Origin of the sequence: Bradyrhizobium sp. 187 (assembly GCF_023101005.1) — a bacterium.
In the GTDB taxonomy this organism is placed as follows: Bacteria; Pseudomonadota; Alphaproteobacteria; order Rhizobiales; family Xanthobacteraceae; genus Bradyrhizobium; species Bradyrhizobium canariense_D.
This window is the reverse complement of record NZ_CP064693.1, coordinates 1082621-1100389: the sequence shown is the minus strand read 5'-3', so window position 1 is coordinate 1100389 and position 17769 is coordinate 1082621. Positions and strand designations below refer to the sequence as shown.

Genomic DNA, 17769 nt, shown 5'->3' with positions numbered 1-17769 from the left:
TGGCGTTTCGAGCCGCGATTTCCCGCAATATTCCGTAACTTTGCCGCGCAAACCCCTTATATCCGACAACGCGTGCCCTCGGAGCAATTTTGCGGGCCATGACGATGCGGAAGCTTCAGTGCCCAAGACGCGACCGCGGTGCTCGCACACGATCGCGTCGAGCAACGCACTTGCGCGTTGACGCAAGCGTGAACTGAGTTGGATGGTCGCACGGAAATGATCTTCCGCCGCATTGCAATGCGGTAGGGTTTTCGAGTTTTTCTATTGGCCGGGTCTTGCGGCGGATTCGCATCGGCATCATTGTTTAGCCGCGTTGCGGGGCAACAAGCGCCGCGCCCTCCCGTCGTCCGGAATCATCCCCAGAATGTACAAGCTCTATTCGATGCAGCGCTCGGGCAACAGCTACAAGGTCCGCCTTGCGCTGGCGCTGCTGAACTTGCCGTACGAAGCGGTCGAGGTGGACATTCTGCGCGGCGAGAGCCGCACCCCGGACTTCCTGGCCAAGAACCCATCCGGCCAGGTGCCGCTGCTCGAGGTCGGCGACGATCGCTATCTCGCCGAGTCCAACGCCATTCTCTGGTACGTCGCCGTCGGCACGCCGCTCGCGCCGGAGAACCGCATCGATCGCGCCGACGCGCTGCAATGGATGTTCTTCGAGCAGCACGCGCTGGAGCCGAACATCGGCGCGGCCTATTTCTGGCTGTCGCTGGTGAGGGGCGGCCGCGACCTCCAGACTCATTCGCTGGAGGACTGGATGGAGCGCGGCTATGGCGCGCTCCAGGTGATGGAGAATCATCTCAGGACCAACGCCTATTTCGCCGCCCGCCAGCTCACGGTCGCCGACATCGCGCTGTACGGCTATACCCACCTCGCCGACCGCTGCGACTTCGACCTCTCGACCTTCCCGGCGATCCGGGACTGGCTGAAGCGCGTGGAAGCGGCGCCTGGCTACGTCGCAATGGACTGGCGGCCGGCCGACATCGAGGACCCCGCCAGCATCGCCGCTGGTGCCTGAGGGGCGAGCTCTGGCAAATAGCGGGCATAAAGGTCACCATTGCCGCAATCTCGCCATTTTCGCTCGATTGGCCGCCGCAATATTGCCGATTGCAACAGTGAAATTGTTCGATGTCGCGGGTGATTCGCTCGCGCGTTGAAGGATTTAGACCATGATTCGGGCGTCCGGCACGGCAGGCTTTCAGGGCCCACCCGCTACCGTTTCGTCTTCCCGGCTGACCAACGCGGTCGCGGCCTCGCTCGCCGTCGCCGCGCTCTCGTTGTGCCTGATCGTCACCCTGACGGTGCTGTCGACCAAGGCGACCATGGCGATGGGCCTGCCGGTCTGATTCCCGCTTCATCCTGGACCCGCCTTCAAGGCGCCGCATGGCCCGCGCCGACCGGCATCGCGACAGGACGTCGATGAAATCACCTGTGGTCATCGTTGCAATCACCCTGACCGCGGCCATCCTGGTCGCGGCATCGCTGTTGATCTTCGTCGGCACGCGCAAGGGCCAGGGGACGTCGAAGCTGAATGCGCCCGCGCTGCAACAACGTCTCAAGCACGCGCACTTGGTCTAAAATCATCCGAAAGCTTTGCGCGAGACCCAAAGCGCACCTTAAGCACACCGCGCGAAACCGCATCGCAATGGCGCAATGTTCGGTCAGTGTTGCCGCCTTACCTCGTTCAGGAAGGAGCGAGACAGCCCCATGCGGTTGGGATGGCGTGCGATCTCCGGTCCGGCGCTGACGGCAGCGACTTTGCTGCTGACGGTGTTTTTCGATCGCTTCGTCCCCACTCCCTGGCCCGCGCCGCTGCTCGTCTGCATCGTGGCGCTCGCCGGCGCGCTCTCGGGTCCCGCTTCCGCCGTCGCCAGCGCAGCCATCGCCGTCATCGGCGCGGCACTGCTGCTCCTCAGCCGGCACGGCGTTGCAGGCCTTACCACGGCGGATATGATCCAGCTCGGCCTCCTGGCCGCGACGGCCGCGGGCACCGCAGGCATCACCGGCCTGATGCGCCAGCGGCTGCTCGGCACGTTTGCCGCCGAGCGTCGGAGTCACGCCATCGCCGCGCGGCTGTCGGCCGCGCTCGACCAGGTCGATATCGGCATCGTGCTGCTCGATGCCGAGACGCGCGCCGAATTCATCAACCGCGCGTTCCGCGATTATTTTGCGGTGCCGGACGACATCGCCGACGGCAAGCCGCCGTTCGTCGCGCTGATGTATCACGGCCGCGACACCGGCGCGTTCGAATTGCCCGAGGACGAACTCGGCACCTTCATCGCTCAGCGCATGGAGATGGTCCGGATCGGCGATGCCACGCCGATCAACATCGCCTTGCGCAATGGCGAGGTGTTGCGCTTCGTCTGTGCCGCGCTGCCCGACGGCGGCCGCATGCTGAGCTACACGCCGGTGACCGACCTCGTGCGCCACACCGATGCGCCGTCCCGCGCCGACTACTACCGCTCGCTGCGCGATCCCGCGGGCCGCAAGCTGATCCGGTATCTGCGCGTCGCGGAGTGATGCGCGATTGATCAGCACGTCCATCATCACGTATGAAGGACGCCTCATCGATCGCGGGAATTTCATATGTCGCTCACCATTCGCCCCGTCACCAGGCAGGACTACGATCAATGGCTGCCGCTGTGGGACGGCTACAACGCCTTCTACGGCCGCTCCGGTCCGACCGCGCTCTCGCCCGAAATCACCCGCGTGACATGGCAGCGCTTTTTCGATGCCTATGAGCCGGTGCACGGATTGGTCGCCGAGAGTGACGGCCGCCTGCTCGGGATGACGAATTACCTGTTTCACCGCAGCACCACCGCGATCGAGCCGTCCTGCTATCTGCAGGACCTGTTCACGACCGAGGCCGCGCGCGGCAAGGGCGTCGGCTCGGCGCTGATCCACGGCGTCTACGAGCGCGCAAAGCTCATGGGATCGCCGCGCGTGTACTGGCAGACGCACGAGACCAACGTGACGGCGCAGCGCCTGTACGACAAGGTCGCCGAGCGTTCCGGGTTCATCGTCTATCGCAAGATCTTCTGATCCTCGCGATCGCGCCGCCTGTGGATAACTCTGTCTGTCACCTGCGCGTAACATAGCGGGACTAGGCTGCAGCTGCGTCTGGTCAGCCCCCCGTCACCGATCAAGCGCCCCAAAGCGGTCCCCGTCAGTCGCCGCGTCTGACAGGGGCCGCATTTTTTTGTCGGCAGTCCTTGTCGGCAGCCTTGTCAGCATGGCAGCAACGCGGCGCACGGCTTGCTGCGGCGGGGCACCGCGGTCACAATGCGCCCCTGCCCATCTCCGACGGGGATCTCCCATGGAAATTCGCAATCTCGGCGCCTCCGGCCTGCGCGTGTCTGCGGTCGGGCTTGGCTGCAACAATTTCGGCCAGCGCACGGACCTGGAGACCTCGCGCAAGGTGATCCACGGCGCGCTCGATCTCGGCATCACGCTGTTCGACACCGCCGACATCTATGCCGGCATGGGCGGTTCGGAAACGGTGCTCGGCACCGTGCTCGGCGACCGCCGCAAGGAGATCGTGCTCGCCACCAAATTCTCCAAGCCGATGGCGGCCGACGGAACCAAGCAGGGCGCTTCGCGCCGCTACATCATGAACGCAGTCGAGGCGAGCCTGACGCGGCTCAAGACCGACTACATCGATCTCTATCAGCAGCACGATTACGACCCGCTGACTCCGATGGAGGAGACGCTGCGCGCGCTCGACGATCTCGTCCGTCAAGGCAAGGTGCGCTACATCGGCAATTCCAATTTTCCGGCCTGGCGCCTAGCGGAGGCCGAGTTCACCGCGCGCGCGATGAATGTCAGCCGCTTCGTCTCTTGCCAGGACGAATACAGCCTGCTGGTGCGCGACATCGAAAAGGATCTGCTGCCGGCGGCACAAGAGTACAAGCTCGGCCTGCTGCCGTTCTTCCCGCTCGCAAGCGGGCTGCTCACCGGCAAGTACCAGCGCGGCGCGGCCGCCCCGACCGATACGCGCTTCGGCAAGGTACCGGCATTACGCGACCGCTATGTCACGCCGCGCAACGAGGACATCGTCGAGAAGCTCACGGCATTTGCGAAAGCGCGCGGGCACAGCATGCTCGAGCTCGCCTTCTCCTGGCTCGCCGCGCGCCCGCAAGTGTCGAGCGTGATTGCCGGCGCCACCCGCGTCGCGCAGGTCGAGGAGAACGTGAAGGCGATTGCGTGGAAACTCGGTGCGGAGGAGATGGCGGAGATCGACAAGATCACGCTGGGCTGATCTTTGCGGCGGCGCGCGCTACTTGGCGCCGCGCCCCACCGTCTGCATCACCTCGAAGCCCTCGAACTGGGGATGGCCGAGATAGGTCGGCTTGGTGTCGCCGGCCCGCGCGTGCGCGGCACGAAAGGCATCCGATTTGGTCCAGGCCTCGAACGCCGCATGGTTCGCCCACACCGTGTGCGAGGCGTACAGCGTGTGATCCTCGAGCTCGGGGCCACGCAGCAGATGAAACTCGACGAAGCCCGGCACCTTGTCCAAATGAGTATCGCGCGAAAGCCAGACCTGTTCGAAAGCAGCCTCGGAGCCCTTGGCGACGCGGAAGCGGTTCATGGCGATGTACATGGGTGATGGTCTCCTGACGTTCGGCCGATCATGTCGTCATTCCGGGACGCGCCGCAAGGTGCGGGCCCCGGAATCGTAGGTTAAGCAACCAACCCCTTCATCGGACGTGCGCTTGCGCTATCTGGAAACACCGTCTCGGCCAGCACGCGATCCGACAGGCCGAACTGGCCCTGCAGCACGCCCTTGATCACGGAGCGCAGATCGGTGGTGGGCTTGAGGTCGCGGGCCTCGAAAAGGTTGGCGGGCTTGAGGCCGGGCCAGTCGGCGATGACGCGGCCGCCCTTCACCGCGCCGCCGGCGAGCAGCGCGATCGTTCCCGTGCCGTGATCGGTGCCGTCTGTGCCGTTGATGCGCGCGGTGCGGCCGAATTCGGTGGCGACCACGACGACGGTGTCGCGCCAGCGTTCCCCTAAGCCGCTTTCGAACTCGGCGAGCGCACCGTCGAGCCCGCCGAGCAGGAATGCGAGGCGACCGACAGGGCCGCCTTCATTGGCGTGCGTGTCCCAGCCATCGAACGCGAGCGCCGCGATGCGCGGGCCGTCGTCGGACGCCATCAGTTTTGCGGCGCCGCGCGCGACCTGCCGCATCTGCGCGACCGCGTTGCCCGGCTTCGGCTTCATGTCGTCGCCGCTCGCGGCCTTTTCCAGCGCAAGGCCCTGCGACAGCACAGCCGCCAGCGCGGGATCGCGGTGACGATAGAGCTCGACCAGACGCATTGCGGTGTCGTCATCGGCTTGCGGCAGCGCCACCGGCGCCCAGCCGACGGTCGGCGCATTGCCGCGCAGCACCAGCGGCGTGGTCGGGCCGACGGCAAGAGCACTCGACACCCGCTCGCCGCGCGGCAGCGCTTCCAGCGCGCGGTTGAGCCAACCGGATTGCACGCGCCCCGGGCCGGCATAGCCGCTTTCGAGCACGTCCTGGCCGTCGAAATGCGAGCGGTCGCGATAGGGCGTCGCGACCGCGTGGATCACCGCGGCGTGCCTGTCGCGATACATGCGTGCGAACTCAGGCATCGCCGGATGCAGCGCAAAGAAAGTATCGAGCATGATCGCGGGATGCGCACCGTCCGCCGTGAGCGCGATCGCCCCGTGCAGGCCGGCATAATCGGGATCGCCGACGGGCGCGACGGTCGAAAGCCCATCAAGCGCGCCGCGCAGGATCACCACGATCAGGCGAGGATCGCGGCCATCCGCGGCGCGCGCGAATTTCGGCAAGTAAGCCCAGGCCGCGAACGAGGCGCCGCCAAGCAGGAGGCCGCGCCGCGAGGTGAGGAGCCGGTTCTCGACGCAGTCGATCATCATCATCTCCTCTGCATTTCGGGCGACATCAACAGCAGCGCCAGCGCCTGCTGCCGCGACTCCGCGCGCTCGATGGTCCGCCGCGTTTCGATCGAGGCCGCATCCGCGGCGGCAAATTCCAACAAATCGAGCGGGTCGATGTTGGGCCCAAGCCGCGCGCCCATTTGCGCGGCAATGTCGAGCCGGAGCTTGATGCCTTCCGGCGCAGCCCAGGCGGCATTGGTGTCGGCGAAACCATTCGGGCCGGCCGGCGACCACAGCGGCTGGCCCAGCAGATTGAGGTTGTTGAGATAGGCGCCGGGATCCTCCGGCACGCGCGCGAGCAGCCGGCCGCTCGCGACCAGGAAATCATAAGGGCTGCGCATCTTCGTCAGTGGCGCCTTCCACGCCTCGTCGGAATCGACCAGTGCGGTTGCCAGCGCTTTGAGATCCCCGTCGGTCTTGATGAAGACATCGCGCAGTCGCGCCACCAGCGCCGGCGACGGATCGTCGGCGACGAAGTGGCGGACGAATTTGGTGGCGATGAAGCTCGCGGTCGAGGGATGGCGTGCGATGTCCGCGAGGGCGGCTTCGCCTTGCGCAAGGCCGGTCGGCTCGTAGGTCTTGCCGAGCAGCATTTGCGGCCCGGGCTGGTGCGCATTGACGTTGAACACGAACGAACCGGGCGCTCCCAGCTGTCCCTGCCGGCCAGCAAAGGTCCAGCCGGTGATGATGCGCGCGAGCGAGGTGACGTCGTCCTGCGTATAGCCGCCGCCGACGCCGAGCGTATGCAGCTCCATGATCTCGCGCGCGAGATTTTCGTTCAGCCCGCGCTTGCGGTTCTGGCCCGCGCGCGAGTCCGGTCCGAGCGATTGCTGGTTGTCGAGGAAGAACAGCATCGCCGGATGCTGCTCCACCGCTTTCAGCATGTCGGCGAAACGTCCGAGCACATGCGGCCTGATCGCCTCGCGCTCGAACGCACCGGCCCAGATCCGCGCCAGCTCGCCCTTGCTGGCGGAGATGCAGAAATGGTTGGACCAGAACACGACCAGCCGTTCGGTGAAGCCGCACTCGACCAGCGTCGCGCGCTGCAACCGCGCCAGTGCCTCGGCGCGAAAGGTTTTTTGGATGACGTTGAGCGGCTGCGGGGCGGGTTTTGCGGCAGGCGGCGCGGCCGCGTTGGGCTGCATAGTGTCCGGCTTGGCCATATTGTCCGCCGGCTTGTTGTCAGCCGGCTTATTGTTACCGGGCTTGGCCTCGGCCATCTGGCCGGCGATCTCGGTTGCCACGGCGTTCAGCGAGAGATTGCGGCGCGGTCCGGGCCTCTGATCGGCCGGCGCTTGCAACGGCGCTTCAGTCGGCGCGCCGGCCTTCGCGGCGGCCTCGCGCGCCTGCTTGACCTGATCCTGATAGGCGAACACGGCCTGCCCGAGCTGCGGCGCGGATTGCAGGCCCGGCGCCTCCAGCAGCACACCGTTGGGACGAGTGAGTTCCGCCTTCACAAAGCCGCGAGGATCGGAGGCCGCGTTGATGAGATCGCCGGATGCGCCGCCGCGGGCGCCGAAGCCGAAACGGTTGAGCGCGACGAGCGCGGCTTGCGAATCGCGGGCCATCGATATGTCCTTCGCGCGCTGCCAACCGCTTTCCCGATACGTGCGCGAGGCCTAATATACCGCAGCGGGAGATGAACCCGGCATGAAAACGACAGCCCGGCTTTTGCGCAAATCATGACAAATCGGCAAGACATTCCGGCGCAGCAACCCCGCCGCCTCGCCTGCTCTCGTTGCGGCGCCGAGTTCGGCTGCGACCTCTCCGGCACCTGCTGGTGCGCGGAAGAAACGGCGCGGCTGCCGATGCCGGTCAAGGGCGAGGATTGCTTGTGCCGGGCGTGCTTGCGTGCGGCGGCGGAGGCAACATAACCCTCCGCGTCCGCGGTATGGGTCCTAGCTTTCGCCAGGACGACGTTGAGGAGAGACGGCTCGCGACAACTACACTGGATGCCCCGGGGACTTCCGTGCCATGCCGTCGAACGCATCCAGCAGCTTTTCGCGCCAGGCGTAAACCGGGTCGTCCGCTTCCAGCAGCTTGAACGGGCTCGTCGCGCGCGCCCACTGAAAACCGCCGAACACGATGTAGTCGGCATAGTTCGGTGCGGCGCCGCCGATGAAGGGCTGCTTCTTGAGGGTCTGCCGCATCACCTCGAGCGATTTGCGGAAGGCGACCACGCCGGCATCGCGGCTGGCCATGATCTCTTCCAGCCTCTTGCCGCCGAAACGGGCCTCGCGCGACTGGCGGAAATAGGCGGCGTCGACCTCATCCAGATTGTTGGGAATGTCGGCGATGATCAATGGAAAGATGCCGCCGACGATGGCGATGTCGCCCCAGACATTGAGCATGCGTGCCATGGCGCGCCCGCCCTCGCCGCCAAACAGCGACGGACGATCCGGAAACTTGTCTTCGAGATAGATCGCGATCGTCCAGGAATCGACCACCGGCTGGTCGTGATGCAGCAGCACCGGAACCTTCTCCGAGCCATGTGGCGCGATCGCGCTCTTCTCGGTGAAGCGCCAGGGCAACGTTTCCGCCGAAAGGCCCTTGTGCGCCAGTGCCATTCGCGTGCGCCAGCAGAACGGGCTGAACGGTCGCGAGGCGTCTGTGCCGACGAGTTCGAAGAGTTTGAGCGACATGAAAGGGTCTCCCGGTATTCCGTCATTGCACGCGAAGCGAAGCAATCCAGGACTGCCGCCGCGGAAGCATTCTGGATTGCTTCGCTTGCGCTCGCAACGACGGATGTGGAGAGCTAGCGCCCGTTCGTGCGCAGCAGCCTCTCGCCGTCCTCCGTCACCGCGATCACCAGCCCCATTCCGGGCAGCGTCTCGCGCGCGACATAGCCGCGGTCGGCGGCGTCTTCCCAGATGGTGAGGCGCGGGCACGACGTCTTCCAGGTCGCGATCACCTCGGCATAGGCGCGGGGCTCGCGCGCAACCCACTCGACGAAGTCCAGCACCAGCGGGTCGGCAGTCTCGCTCATTGCAAACCTCCCTTGTCGAAGGCTGCCAGCACCGGCGTGCGGACCAGCAGCCAGCTGCCATAGGCGATATAGTAGCAGGCGATGGTGGTGATCAGCTTCATCGACCAGGCCACGAATTGCTGATCGGTCATGGCTTCGAGGATGCGCCGCGCCAGCGTGGTGCCGAGCATGGATGCTGCGATCGCGACGGCCGCGAGCACGGGATCGAGCGTCGCCGCCTGGTCGATCACGCCGCCGAAATAGATCAGCTTGCTGAAATGGCTGACGAGCTGGCACATCGCCTTGGTCGCCACCTTCTCGCGCCGGCCGAAATCGCCGCCGAGGAAGAAGGTGTCGAGCAGCGGCCCCGACACGCCGGTCATCAGCGTGAGGCCCATGCAGATCGTGCCGTAGACGGTGCCCTGCCAGAGACGGTCGGGATCCGGCTTGATGTTGGCGGGCAGCAGCCGGGCCATGAACGGCGTGATCCCGAGCAGCAGCAGCGCGACCGGCTTGTCCGGTACGTAGCGCGTGAGCGACCACGCCGCGAGCGCGACGGCCGCGCCGACCATATAGTTCGCGACCGGGCGCCAGCGGATATGCGTCCGCCAGAGAAAGGCGCGCCAGCCGTTCGAGGTCATCTGCGTGATCGCATGCAGCACCATCGCGGTCGGCAGCGGCATCAAGGCCAGCAGCACGCCGATCAGGATCAGCCCGCCCGCCATGCCGAACAGCCCCGACAGGAACGCGGTGCCGACCATCAGCAATCCAAGGGCAGCGATCATGATGGGCGTCACGTAAAAATCTCCCGACCTTCTCCCCGCTCGCGGCGCGAAGCGAAGGAAACGTGCCCCGCTTGCCCCGTCTACGCAAACTGAGTTATCTTGGCCTGGCATCAGCTTTCCTGAGGGTCGGTCATTTGCGGCGCTTGCTGTTTCTCAACGGCATCAAGGCATTCGAGGCCGCGGCGCGGGCCGGCAGCTTTGCCGCGGCCGGCCTCGAGCTGAGCGTATCGGCAGCCGCCGTGAGCCGCATGGTGCACATCCTGGAAGAACGGCTCGGCGTCGCGCTGTTCGAGCGCAAGGCCAACAAGCTGCTGCTGACGCAGGCGGGCCGCGCCTATCAGAGCGGGCTGACGCCGATCTTCGATGCGCTCGCAAGCCTCACCGCGCAGGTGACGGCGCCCTCGAGCGTCCGCGTGCTCACCATCGGCATCGGCCACACCTTTGCGATGCGCTGGCTGATCCCGCGCCTGTCGGAGTTTCGCAGCGAAGAGCCCGACATCGAGGTGCGCTTCACCACCGGCGGCGCGTCGGTGCCGTTCGGCGAGGACTGGAGCTGCGGCATCCAGCTCGGCACCGGCGACTGGCCGGGGCTGGTGGCCGAGCCGCTGTTCGCCGGCGACCTCACGCCGGTCTGCGTGCCCCGCCTCGCCTCCTCGCTGAAGCGCCCGGCCGATCTCAAGGCACCGAGCCTGATCCGCGTCGCGCATTCGCCCGAGGACTGGCCGATCTGGCTCAAGGCCGCAAACCTCGCGCGCGTCAACGCGCGGGGACCGGAGTTCCAGTTCTACGGCCAGGCGCTTCAGGCTGCCGCCGACGGGCTCGGAATCGCCATGGGCATCCGACCCTATATCGACGACGACCTCGCCGCCGGCCGGCTGGTGGCGCCATTCGAGCTCTCGGTGCCCAAGGGCATGCGCTGGTACCTGCTCTATCGCAGCTTCCAGACCGAGCAGCGCGACTTTGCCGCGTTCCGCCGGTGGATCATGCGCGCGGCGTCGGAACCCGCCGCCCGTCCCGTCCGGCGGCCCGGCCGCACCAGCGCGCGGAACTGACGCTGCTATCGGACTTTGGCAAAAAAGCCCGCCGCTTGTGAACGGCTTCACATCCCAGAATCCGCAAACGTGGTCCCCTGACCCTCCAACAAGGCGCTCGAATAAAACATTTTGGGGACTGCAATGACGACCCTTTACGACGGCTTTGACATCGAATCCTTCGAAGCTGGCCAGGGGCTGTGGCACGCCCGGATCCGGCGTGCCGATTTCAGCCCGGTTGCCATCGACGGCGTGCTGTTTCCGGCCATGGAAGTCGGCTTCGCCTGGCCTGATCCCGATGCCGCGATTGCCCATGCCAAGCACCACATCGATCGCTTCCGCCGGCGGGCCGACGACAGCGACGACGAATAAGCGAGCGGGACTGCAGGCGAACCAAGGAACGGCGCAGGGTCAAAGGGGGAAATCGGTCATGTCAGTCATCGAATTCGAAGACACGCCGCGGCCGAGGATTTACACCCGCAATGTGTTGTCCAGCTGCCCGGAATGCGAGGGCGATCTCACGGTGCTCCGCGTGATCGGCGGCCGTGCCGGATGCGAGTATTGGACCATGCGCTGCACCGATTGCGGCGGCATCCATCTCGACATCCTCGAGCCGCGTCAGGCAGCCGGGGACGATGAGGGACCGCTGCCGGCGGCCTGATCGCAAGATCCCAAGGCCTGCTGCCAACCTGCTGTCAGCAGTCTGAGCATTGCCGGGCATTCGCTCTTTATTGCGAGGCGGACTCGCCCCATATTCGGAGCATGGCGAAGAAACCTGCATCCTCCGAAAAATCCGGCAAATCCCCCAAGGCCAAGGCTCCGAACGCGAAGGCGCCGAATTCCAAGGCGTCTCGCCCCGACGTGCAGCCGATCGGGCCGGCGTTGGCCGAGTTGCTCAATCCCGCGATCAATCGCGGCGGTGCCGGGCTCGGATCGGGCACCGGACTGCAGCCGCCGCCGGACAATTCGCGCGATCGCCGCTCCGGAGGCGAGGCCGCCGCGCATCGCGCGCGGGCCTCGACGCCGAAAGAGTTTCCGCAGGACAATACGAGGCCAATGCCGCTGCGGCCCAATCCGCAGCCGCCCGGCGCCCGCGACGCGGGCTTCGACGAGGCGCCGCAGGCCAATTACGGAACCGCGGCCACGATACCGACGCTCGATCCGGAACTGGCGCGTCAGCTCGGCCTCCCGACGGAAGAGGACGATGCCGAAGCCCTGGCTCGTCCGCCGCGCAGCAAGATGGAGGCGCTCGGCGTCAAGGCCACCGCCGACGCGCTGGAATCGCTGATCCGCGAGGGCCGGCCGGAGTTCCGCAAGGACGACGGCTCCACCAGGGTGTGGACCCCGCATCGGCCGCCGCGCCCGGAAAAGTCCGAAGGCGGCGTGCGCTTCGAGATCAAGTCGCATTATGAGCCGCGCGGCGACCAGCCAACCGCGATCGCCGAGCTGGTCGAGGGCATCAACCGCAACGACCGCTCGCAGGTGCTGCTCGGCGTGACCGGCTCCGGCAAGACCTACACCATGGCCAAGGTGATCGAGGCGACGCAGCGGCCCGCCATCATCCTGGCACCGAACAAGACGCTCGCCGCCCAGCTCTATGGCGAGTTCAAGAGCTTCTTCCCCGACAACGCGGTCGAGTATTTCGTCAGCTATTACGACTATTACCAGCCGGAAGCGTATGTCCCTCGCACCGACACCTACATAGAAAAGGACTCCTCGATCAACGAGCAGATCGACCGCATGCGCCACTCGGCGACGCGCGCGCTGCTCGAACGCGACGACGTCATCATCGTTGCCTCGGTGTCCTGCATCTACGGTATCGGCTCGGTCGAAACCTACACCGCGATGACCTTTGCCCTGAAGAAGGGCGAGCGCATCGACCAGCGCCAGCTGATCGCCGACCTCGTCGCGCTGCAGTACAAGCGCACCCAGGCCGATTTTACCCGCGGCACATTTCGCGTGCGCGGCGATGTCATCGACATCTTCCCGGCGCACTATGAAGACCGTGCCTGGCGCGTGAACCTGTTCGGCGACACCGTCGAGACCATCGAGGAGTTCGACCCGCTCACCGGCCACAAGCAGGACGAGCTCGAATTCATCAAGATCTACGCCAACTCGCACTATGTGACGCCGCGCCCGACGCTGGTGCAGGCGATCAAGTCGATCAAATCCGAATTGAAGATGCGGCTGGACCAGCTCCACGACCAGGGCCGCCTGCTGGAAGCGCAAAGACTGGAGCAACGCACCACCTTCGACCTCGAGATGATGGAGGCAACCGGAAGCTGCGCCGGCATCGAGAACTATTCGCGCTATCTCACCGGGCGCCTGCCCGGCGAGCCGCCGCCGACGCTGTTCGAATATGTGCCCGACAACGCGCTGGTGTTCGCCGACGAGAGCCACGTCACCGTTCCCCAGATCGGCGGCATGTTCCGCGGCGACTTCCGCCGCAAGGCGACGCTCGCCGAATATGGCTTCCGGCTGCCCTCTTGCATGGACAACCGCCCGCTGCGCTTCGAGGAATGGGACATGATGCGGCCGCAGACCATCGCGGTCTCCGCGACGCCCAGCGCCTGGGAGATCAACGAGAGCGGCGGCGTGTTCGTCGAGCAGGTGATTCGCCCGACCGGTCTGATTGATCCGCCGGTCCACATCCGCCCGGCCCGCACCCAAGTCGACGATCTCGTCGGCGAGGTCCGGGCCACGGCGCAGGCCGGCTATCGCTCGCTGATTACGGTGCTGACAAAGCGCATGGCGGAGGATCTCACCGAATATCTGCATGAGCAGGGCATTCGCGTTCGCTACATGCACAGCGATATCGACACCATCGAACGCATCGAGATCATTCGCGATCTGCGGCTCGGCGCGTTCGACGCGCTGGTCGGCATCAATTTGCTGCGCGAAGGCCTCGACATTCCCGAATGCGCGCTGGTCGCGATCCTCGACGCCGACAAGGAAGGCTTCCTGCGCAGCGAAACCTCGCTGATCCAGACCATCGGCCGCGCCGCGCGCAACGTCGACGGCAAGGTGATCCTCTATGCCGACCAGATGACGGGATCGATGGAGCGCGCCATCGCCGAAACCGACCGCCGCCGCGAGAAGCAGGTCGAGTACAACACGGCGCATGGCATCACGCCGGAGAGCATCAAGAAGTCGATCGGCGACATCATGAACAGCGTCTACGAGCGCGATCACGTGCTGGTCGAGATCGGCGGCCACGACATGACCGACGACGTCATCTCGATCGGCCACAATTTTGAAGCCGTGCTCGGCGATCTCGAGACGAGGATGCGCGAGGCCGCCGCCGATCTGAACTTCGAGGAAGCCGCGCGCCTGCGCGACGAGGTCAAGCGCCTGCGCGCCACCGAGCTCGCGGTGGTCGACGATCCCACCGTCAAGCAGCGCACGGTGCAGGGCAAGGCCGGAGCCTATGCGGGCGCGAAGAAATACGGCGACGCCGCCAATTTGCCGGTCAGCGCGCTGAAGAACAAGAGCGCCGCCACAGCGCTCAAGGCCAGCGGCAGCAAGGGCTCGCGAATCCACAAGCCGCATCTCGACGAGATGCACGGCCCGGAATCGTTGCCATATCGGGGCGACCGCGCGCTGCCGTCGAAGCCGTTCGGTGGCGAGAGCCGCATCATCCAGCCGACGGATTCAAGGCAGTCAGGGCCGGAGTTCGGGCCATCGCCGAGGTCGAGCGGTGGGGCGCCGGGGCATAGGGGTGGGTGGAAGAAGAGGTAAGGGGGCGCGGAGCGCCGGCGCCGCCCATGGTTGTTCATGGCGGCGTCGGAGAATCATGAGAACGCGAACTCACCCCAGGCTCGCCGTCACCACCGCCATCACCGACAGCAGCAGCACGGTGGTCATCAGTTGCAGCGAGGCGACCGCTGGGTGCGCCATGCCGTGATCTTGTCGGCGAGCGACAGATGGGCCTCGAAGAACTTCGGTTCGTAGACGGTCTTGAACAAATGCGGGAAGCTCACCGCAAGCAGCGCATGGGCGAGCGAGGCGATGGCGACGAAGATGGCGACGCCGGGATCGCCGACCAGGTCGTGATTGCCGACCAGCTTGAGCAGGAATGCGGCGGCGGCGAAGGTCGGGAAGCTCTGCAGCGTCGCGGTCAGCGCGAGGCCTTCGAGCGCGTTATGCAGGCTGGACTTTCTGACTCTGGCGATGGCGGCCATGGCACGTCTCCCTGAGGACATGCGGATGAATCCAGCCGCCATCAGGGGGACCTGATGTGAGATGCGTCACGCCCATTTCCTCTGCGGGAACAAGGCGCGCGCCCCCCGAATGACCAGGGGTTACAGCTTGCCCTGCCCGTTCACCTGGCTCTGCTGTTGCCGCTGTCTCTCCTGCTCTTGCTGTTCCTTGGCATGGTGGCGGCCGTAGAGGCAGCCGGCGGCGGCGCCGAGGACGCCGTGATGGCCAGCATAGTGGCCGGCGACGCCGCCGACGACGGCGCCCTTGATGCAGCCCTTGGCGTTGGCGGCGGACGTCGCGCCACAGATGAGAAGTACGGCGATGGCGGCGAGGGATTTCATGGATCAATGTCTCCGGATGCGGTGTCGCACTCTCAACAGGCACGGGCCCGTCCCGGTTCCCGCGCGCGCACGCGATGCTTCGCTAGACCATGCAGCCGAACGCCTGCACGAATTCGTGAAGGCTCGCGCTTGCTCAACCATAAATTGCAGTCATGAACCTGGCATTACGCTGGCGCGTCATACGTCAGCAATATCCCCTGTGGTTTGCGGATTGCCGGTGTCCGAGGCAGCGCGTTAGCCTTGCGCGAACTCCACACGGCCGATGAGGGCGGGCGGAATGACGGTCGAGAAGCTCAATCGCCAGCGCGTGCTGCATCTGCTCGACGCCATCTCGCGCAGCGATCTCGCTGCCGCGCTGTCGTGCTGCACCGACGACGTCGACTTCCTCACCCACGCGCCGATCGATGTGCTGCCGCACATGGGCCCCTGCCACGGCAAGCAGGAGCTCGGCGAATTCTGGCGCACCGTGCAGGAGCGATACGCCGAGATCCGCTACGAGGTGCCGCAGATCGTCGCCGAGGGGGACACGGTCGCGGCCTATCTGCGCGTGTTCTTCAGGAAGCGCAGCAACGACCGCATCATTCAGGTCGACATGGCCGTCTTCTACACTTTTCGCCGCGGCAAGGTGGCGCAGATCCGCGAGATCATCGATTCCTACGACCTGGTGCAGCAGGTGCTGGAACGTGAGATCGGCCCCCTGATCGTGGGCGAGCGGGTGGACGGGGGCTAGCTCTCTCCCAAACCGGCCCGGACCGGGAAAATACGGGGTTCTATTGTAAATCTCACACGCCGGAATCAATTGTGCATTGCGAAAACGTGAATTGCGTTTTGGCCGAATTGACGTATTTTGTTCGTATACAAATGAGTTGAGCGACCCCGCGGCATCTTTCCTGTGCGCTTGGGGTTGTTTTTCGCTTTTTCGCAAGCCAGCTTCAGGACTGCCCAAGATGACAGAGCACAGCCTCTGGCGTTTCTCGCGTGCGTTGCACCGCGCGATCAACGACCGGCATTTCGAGGACATCGAGGCCCTGATCGACGAGGACGTCGAGTGGGCGCTCTATGGGCCGATCGACATGTTTCCGTTCCTCGGCGCGCGCCAGGGCAAGGACGCCGTGCTCGACGTCATCCGCCAATTCGCCGACAATTTCCAGGTCCGCCGCTTCGACCGCGAGAGCATCATGCTCGGTGTCGATTCCGCCGCCTCGATGCTGCGCTATTCGCTGACCGCACTGGATTCCAGCAAGCCGATCAGCTTGCGGGTGGCGCAGTTTGCCCAGTTCAGGGCGGGCAAGCTCACCAGCATGCGCGTGCTGATCGACACGTTTGATCTGGTCGAGCAGGCACTTGGCCGCGCCATTCATCTGCCGAAGATGACCAGCGTCGGCTGAACGGAACACCAACGGGCCCCGCACTTCGGGACCGATGGCTGAGCACCCCACGACGCGTCCTGGCCTCCAGCCCCGCCGATGCAATCGTGGAGAAGCTCGTCATCGGGCGCGCGCCTTTCGCGCGGCCCGTTGGTTCGCGTCTGATGGAACCGCCACAATTTCGCAATGATGGTTCCGCATCCTCGGCGGGAACTGGGCTGACGGGCAGGACGATGGAATTCGCGACAGGGTTTGGCTGGACCAGGCTGCCGATGCTGGCGGCCGCTTTGATCTTGGGATCGGTGCTGACGGTTTCGGCGCAGATCATTCCGCCCTTCTCCCCCGGCCCGGCCGCAGCGCCCGACGACGACGCCGAAGCGGCGGAGGCCCCCGACGTCAACGACCCCGACGTGCTGAGCGGCATCGACGTTGACAAGCTCGACTGGGGCCAGCTCGCGATCGACGCCGGCACGCTCAACGACATCATCGCCGCCAAGAAGCGCGCGCAGGCCGCCGCCAAGGACGGGCTGAACTGGGCGACGAACGCCAACGCCAACGGCTCCTCGGCGGTGACGGTGAAGCAGTCGGTATCCTCATTCTGGGACGCCCGCATCGGCGCCGACATGACGGTGACGAGCGAGCCGCGGACGATGTCCGAGCTGCTGGCACAGAAGGCCAGCAATGGCGGCAGCGTGCCTCAATCGTCCGGCAGCGCCTGGGCGGCCGCGACCGCGCCGGGCGCCGGCGCGATCTGGGACAAGACCGCGGTGGAGGCTCGCGTCGATCCCGGCGCGGAGCAGAGCAAGCTCGGGGCCTCGCTGATCAAGTCGGTGCCGCTGTCGGGCGACACGTCGCTGACGCTGCAGAACGGCTACAGCGTCAACCAGCAGGGCACCACGGCGCTCCCCGGCGTCGGCGGTCACGTCACGCGCAATTACGAGACCGAGCAGTCGGCCAAGGTCACTCTCACCGATACCGGCACCAGCATCACCGCGGGCCAGTCGCTGTCGACCACGGACGACAAATGGCTGCGCAAGGTCGGCGCGGAACAGAAGCTGTTCGACAACGTCACCGTCTCCGGTTCCGTCGGCGAAACCTCGCAAGGGGCGATCAACAAGAGCCTGACGGCGGGTTTCAAGAAGAGCTGGTAGCTGTTTTCGC

At 65.6% G+C, this 17769-nt stretch carries 22 protein-coding genes; 14 read left to right on the top strand and 8 right to left on the bottom strand.

The window, feature by feature from the left end:
* Positions 1-364: 364 nt before the first annotated feature.
* The 6 genes from IVB19_RS05400 to IVB19_RS05375 all read left to right on the top strand — a co-directional run bounded on the left by IVB19_RS05400 (position 365) and on the right by IVB19_RS05375 (position 4255).
* Positions 365-1015 carry a glutathione S-transferase family protein gene (locus IVB19_RS05400; protein ID WP_018453545.1) on the top strand — a complete coding sequence of 217 codons (651 nt, stop codon included), beginning with the start codon at positions 365-367 and terminating at the stop codon, positions 1013-1015.
* A gap of 151 nt (positions 1016-1166) precedes the next feature.
* On the top strand, positions 1167-1343 hold the full coding sequence (locus IVB19_RS05395) for a hypothetical protein (protein ID WP_007614766.1): 177 nt from the start codon (positions 1167-1169) through the stop codon (positions 1341-1343).
* 37 nt (positions 1344-1380) lie between these two features.
* Entirely contained in the window at positions 1381-1575 is a 195-nt protein-coding gene (locus IVB19_RS05390; RefSeq protein ID WP_018453544.1) for a hypothetical protein, read from the top strand.
* Between the two features lie 129 nt (positions 1576-1704).
* The gene (locus tag IVB19_RS05385; protein ID WP_018453543.1) at positions 1705-2517 is read left to right on the top strand and encodes a PAS-domain containing protein; all 813 of its coding nucleotides are present in this window, start codon (positions 1705-1707) and stop codon (positions 2515-2517) included.
* A 66-nt stretch (positions 2518-2583) separates the two neighbouring features.
* Positions 2584-3039: a GNAT family N-acetyltransferase gene (locus IVB19_RS05380; protein ID WP_018453542.1), complete on the top strand. Its 456-nt coding sequence runs from the start codon at positions 2584-2586 to the stop codon at positions 3037-3039.
* Between the two features lie 274 nt (positions 3040-3313).
* The gene (locus tag IVB19_RS05375) at positions 3314-4255 is read left to right on the top strand and encodes an aldo/keto reductase (protein ID WP_018453541.1); all 942 of its coding nucleotides are present in this window, start codon (positions 3314-3316) and stop codon (positions 4253-4255) included.
* Between the two features lie 18 nt (positions 4256-4273).
* On the opposite strand, the gene hmuQ is transcribed toward IVB19_RS05375, so the two are convergent.
* From hmuQ to IVB19_RS05360, 3 genes are all read right to left on the bottom strand, one after another.
* On the bottom strand, positions 4274-4597 hold the full coding sequence (gene hmuQ / locus IVB19_RS05370) for a heme-degrading protein HmuQ (RefSeq protein ID WP_007596764.1): 324 nt from the start codon (positions 4595-4597) through the stop codon (positions 4274-4276).
* Positions 4598-4677: 80 nt separating this feature from the next.
* A complete protein-coding gene (locus tag IVB19_RS05365) occupies positions 4678-5895 on the bottom strand; it encodes a DUF1501 domain-containing protein (protein ID WP_026232550.1) in 1218 nt (405 codons plus the stop codon).
* Between the two features lie 2 nt (positions 5896-5897).
* Positions 5898-7487, bottom strand: a complete 1590-nt coding sequence (locus tag IVB19_RS05360) for a DUF1800 domain-containing protein (RefSeq protein WP_247821058.1) — start codon at positions 7485-7487, stop codon at positions 5898-5900.
* 114 nt (positions 7488-7601) lie between these two features.
* Between IVB19_RS05360 and IVB19_RS05355 the strand changes: the two genes are divergently transcribed.
* Complete coding sequence (locus tag IVB19_RS05355; protein ID WP_083926324.1) at positions 7602-7793, top strand: cysteine-rich CWC family protein; 192 nt, start codon at positions 7602-7604, stop codon at positions 7791-7793.
* 69 nt (positions 7794-7862) lie between these two features.
* On the opposite strand, the gene IVB19_RS05350 is transcribed toward IVB19_RS05355, so the two are convergent.
* The 3 genes from IVB19_RS05350 to IVB19_RS05340 all read right to left on the bottom strand — a co-directional run bounded on the left by IVB19_RS05350 (position 7863) and on the right by IVB19_RS05340 (position 9681).
* Positions 7863-8561 (bottom strand): glutathione S-transferase family protein, encoded by a 699-nt coding sequence (locus tag IVB19_RS05350; RefSeq protein WP_018453538.1) that lies wholly within the window; start codon positions 8559-8561, stop codon positions 7863-7865.
* Positions 8562-8674: 113 nt separating this feature from the next.
* Positions 8675-8905, bottom strand: a complete 231-nt coding sequence (locus tag IVB19_RS05345) for a hypothetical protein (protein ID WP_018453537.1) — start codon at positions 8903-8905, stop codon at positions 8675-8677.
* Complete coding sequence (locus IVB19_RS05340) at positions 8902-9681, bottom strand: sulfite exporter TauE/SafE family protein (protein ID WP_247821057.1); 780 nt, start codon at positions 9679-9681, stop codon at positions 8902-8904. Before IVB19_RS05340 ends, IVB19_RS05345 begins: the two co-directional genes overlap by 4 nt.
* 122 nt (positions 9682-9803) lie before the next feature.
* On the opposite strand from IVB19_RS05340, the gene IVB19_RS05335 reads away from it, so the two are divergent.
* From IVB19_RS05335 to uvrB, 4 genes are all read left to right on the top strand, one after another.
* A complete protein-coding gene (locus IVB19_RS05335) occupies positions 9804-10721 on the top strand; it encodes a LysR substrate-binding domain-containing protein (RefSeq protein WP_018453535.1) in 918 nt (305 codons plus the stop codon).
* Positions 10722-10844: 123 nt separating this feature from the next.
* Positions 10845-11072: a hypothetical protein gene (locus tag IVB19_RS05330; RefSeq protein ID WP_007596778.1), complete on the top strand. Its 228-nt coding sequence runs from the start codon at positions 10845-10847 to the stop codon at positions 11070-11072.
* A gap of 58 nt (positions 11073-11130) precedes the next feature.
* A complete protein-coding gene (locus tag IVB19_RS05325; RefSeq protein ID WP_018453534.1) occupies positions 11131-11361 on the top strand; it encodes a hypothetical protein in 231 nt (76 codons plus the stop codon).
* 101 nt (positions 11362-11462) lie between these two features.
* Entirely contained in the window at positions 11463-14438 is a 2976-nt protein-coding gene (gene uvrB, locus IVB19_RS05320) for an excinuclease ABC subunit UvrB (RefSeq protein WP_018453533.1), read from the top strand.
* A gap of 125 nt (positions 14439-14563) precedes the next feature.
* On the opposite strand, the gene IVB19_RS05315 is transcribed toward uvrB, so the two are convergent.
* Positions 14564-14881, bottom strand: coding sequence for a hypothetical protein (locus tag IVB19_RS05315; RefSeq protein ID WP_245288369.1), 318 nt, complete (start codon positions 14879-14881; stop codon positions 14564-14566).
* Positions 14882-15001: 120 nt separating this feature from the next.
* Positions 15002-15241, bottom strand: a complete 240-nt coding sequence (locus tag IVB19_RS05310) for a hypothetical protein (protein WP_018453532.1) — start codon at positions 15239-15241, stop codon at positions 15002-15004.
* 277 nt (positions 15242-15518) lie between these two features.
* On the opposite strand from IVB19_RS05310, the gene IVB19_RS05305 reads away from it, so the two are divergent.
* From IVB19_RS05305 to IVB19_RS05295, 3 genes are all read left to right on the top strand, one after another.
* Positions 15519-15971: a nuclear transport factor 2 family protein gene (locus IVB19_RS05305; RefSeq protein WP_247299169.1), complete on the top strand. Its 453-nt coding sequence runs from the start codon at positions 15519-15521 to the stop codon at positions 15969-15971.
* Positions 15972-16188: 217 nt separating this feature from the next.
* Complete coding sequence (locus tag IVB19_RS05300) at positions 16189-16629, top strand: nuclear transport factor 2 family protein (RefSeq protein WP_018453530.1); 441 nt, start codon at positions 16189-16191, stop codon at positions 16627-16629.
* A gap of 212 nt (positions 16630-16841) precedes the next feature.
* Entirely contained in the window at positions 16842-17759 is a 918-nt protein-coding gene (locus tag IVB19_RS05295; RefSeq protein WP_026232548.1) for a hypothetical protein, read from the top strand.
* Positions 17760-17769 lie beyond the last annotated feature (10 nt).

Coding starts and splice junctions, on each gene's coding strand:
- IVB19_RS05400 (WP_018453545.1), top strand. CDS start 365: ATGTACAAGCTCTATTCGATGCAGCGCTCGGGCAACAGCTACAAGGTC.
- IVB19_RS05375 (WP_018453541.1), top strand. CDS start 3,314: ATGGAAATTCGCAATCTCGGCGCCTCCGGCCTGCGCGTGTCTGCGGTC.
- IVB19_RS05330 (WP_007596778.1), top strand. CDS start 10,845: ATGACGACCCTTTACGACGGCTTTGACATCGAATCCTTCGAAGCTGGC.
- hmuQ (WP_007596764.1), bottom strand. CDS start 4,597: ATGTACATCGCCATGAACCGCTTCCGCGTCGCCAAGGGCTCCGAGGCT.
- IVB19_RS05350 (WP_018453538.1), bottom strand. CDS start 8,561: ATGTCGCTCAAACTCTTCGAACTCGTCGGCACAGACGCCTCGCGACCG.
- IVB19_RS05385 (WP_018453543.1), top strand. CDS start 1,705: ATGCGGTTGGGATGGCGTGCGATCTCCGGTCCGGCGCTGACGGCAGCG.
- IVB19_RS05390 (WP_018453544.1), top strand. CDS start 1,381: ATGGCCCGCGCCGACCGGCATCGCGACAGGACGTCGATGAAATCACCT.
- IVB19_RS05380 (WP_018453542.1), top strand. CDS start 2,584: ATGTCGCTCACCATTCGCCCCGTCACCAGGCAGGACTACGATCAATGG.
- IVB19_RS05360 (WP_247821058.1), bottom strand. CDS start 7,487: ATGGCCCGCGATTCGCAAGCCGCGCTCGTCGCGCTCAACCGTTTCGGC.
- IVB19_RS05300 (WP_018453530.1), top strand. CDS start 16,189: ATGACAGAGCACAGCCTCTGGCGTTTCTCGCGTGCGTTGCACCGCGCG.
- IVB19_RS05345 (WP_018453537.1), bottom strand. CDS start 8,905: ATGAGCGAGACTGCCGACCCGCTGGTGCTGGACTTCGTCGAGTGGGTT.
- IVB19_RS05305 (WP_247299169.1), top strand. CDS start 15,519: ATGACGGTCGAGAAGCTCAATCGCCAGCGCGTGCTGCATCTGCTCGAC.
- IVB19_RS05395 (WP_007614766.1), top strand. CDS start 1,167: ATGATTCGGGCGTCCGGCACGGCAGGCTTTCAGGGCCCACCCGCTACC.
- IVB19_RS05355 (WP_083926324.1), top strand. CDS start 7,602: ATGACAAATCGGCAAGACATTCCGGCGCAGCAACCCCGCCGCCTCGCC.
- IVB19_RS05325 (WP_018453534.1), top strand. CDS start 11,131: ATGTCAGTCATCGAATTCGAAGACACGCCGCGGCCGAGGATTTACACC.
- IVB19_RS05295 (WP_026232548.1), top strand. CDS start 16,842: ATGGAATTCGCGACAGGGTTTGGCTGGACCAGGCTGCCGATGCTGGCG.
- IVB19_RS05315 (WP_245288369.1), bottom strand. CDS start 14,881: ATGGCCGCCATCGCCAGAGTCAGAAAGTCCAGCCTGCATAACGCGCTC.
- uvrB (WP_018453533.1), top strand. CDS start 11,463: ATGGCGAAGAAACCTGCATCCTCCGAAAAATCCGGCAAATCCCCCAAG.
- IVB19_RS05310 (WP_018453532.1), bottom strand. CDS start 15,241: ATGAAATCCCTCGCCGCCATCGCCGTACTTCTCATCTGTGGCGCGACG.
- IVB19_RS05365 (WP_026232550.1), bottom strand. CDS start 5,895: ATGATCGACTGCGTCGAGAACCGGCTCCTCACCTCGCGGCGCGGCCTC.